The 1,321-nt window shown below is 58.0% G+C and carries 1 protein-coding gene; it reads left to right on the plus strand.

The features are described 5' to 3' along the window. Positions 1-51 precede the first annotated feature (51 nt). Positions 52-1,242 carry an IS701 family transposase gene (locus PUT78_RS23545; protein ID WP_274354639.1) on the plus strand — a complete coding sequence of 397 codons (1,191 nt, stop codon included), beginning with the start codon at positions 52-54 and terminating at the stop codon, positions 1,240-1,242. Positions 1,243-1,321 lie beyond the last annotated feature (79 nt).

A 1,321-nucleotide genomic window follows, 5' to 3' on the forward strand; every position in this document is an offset into this window, starting at 1 on the left:
TAATATGGATATCTGATTCAATCCTGCCTGAGCAATTGGGGAGGAATTTCGATGTCCGTATCGGATTGGGCTGGAGTGATTTCGGATTGGCGCGCCGCGCTTGAAGGTATGAAGGCGCGGATTGCATCTGCCTTCATCAGGTCTGAACAGCGGGCATCTGCCGGGGTCTTTATCGATGGGCTCTTGTCCGGGGCAGAACGCAAGACGGGTTGGATGCTGGCCGAGGAAGCTGGCTTGGCACGGCCGTACAAGATCCAGTCATTGCTGGGTAGATCGAGCTGGTCTGCAGACGAACTGTGTAAGCGGGTTCGCGATTACGCCCTTGAAGCCCTTGCCGATCCGGATGGTGTTCTTGTGATTGATGAAACAGGTTTCCTCAAGAAAGGCACCCATTCGGTAGGGGTAGCGCGGCAATATTCCGGCACAGCGGGACGGATTGAGAACAGTCAGATTGGTGTTTTTGCGAGCTATGCAAGCCGCTGGGGGCATGCCCTGATCGACAGACGATTGTATCTGCCAAAATCCTGGGCCAATGATCCCGAGCGACGCGCGAAGGCGCATGTGCCCGAAGATATTACCTTCGCCACCAAGCCAGCCATGGCATGCGAGATGGTCACGCGCCTGCTCAATGAGGGTATTCCATGCGCCTTTGTTCTCGCCGATGCCGTCTATGGTGCGGATTTTCGGTTCCGGCATATGCTGGAGGAGCGCCAGCAGTCCTATGTGCTGGCGGTGCGCAGCAATCAGACATTGCGGTTCATGGAGGAATGGACGCTGATCCAGACGGACCCGGTAAAGATGGTTGCCGCGCTACCCGGTGACGCCTGGATGCCGTTGAGCGCAGGTGAAGGCGCAAAGGGGCCTAGATTGTATGATTGGGCTCGTATCCAGCTCAACTATCAAGCCCCAGACGGGTTTTCGCGCTGGATGCTGGCAAGGCGCAGCCTGCGCGACCCAGAAGCAATTGCATATTACTTTGCCTTTGCGCGCTCAGACACCACGCTTGCCGAGCTTGCGGCGGCCGCCGGCTTGCGCTGGACGATTGAGGAATGCTTCCTGCGTGCCAAAGACGACCTCGGCCTCGACCATTGCGAAGCCCGCTCATGGCATGGATGGCATCGTCACATCAGCCTTGTTATGGCAGCTGCAGCCTTCCTCGCGCGCCTTGGCGCGGAACACCGTCGTTCAGGTTTGCCCAAGCCGAACAAAACGAGTCCGGACAATCCTGTCGCGGCGATCTGAGCCCAAGACAGGCAGATATCCTCACCACGGCAGAAATCCGGTACCTTCTTGCCCGCTTGTTGCCGCGGCCCGTCCTCAC

This window comes from Roseinatronobacter alkalisoli, assembly GCF_028745735.1.
In the GTDB taxonomy this organism is placed as follows: domain Bacteria; phylum Pseudomonadota; class Alphaproteobacteria; order Rhodobacterales; family Rhodobacteraceae; genus Roseinatronobacter; species Roseinatronobacter alkalisoli.

Bases quoted from the DNA above. Each gene is read 5' to 3' on its own strand.
- PUT78_RS23545 (WP_274354639.1), top strand. From the start codon at position 52: ATGTCCGTATCGGATTGGGCTGGAGTGATTTCGGATTGGCGCGCCGCG.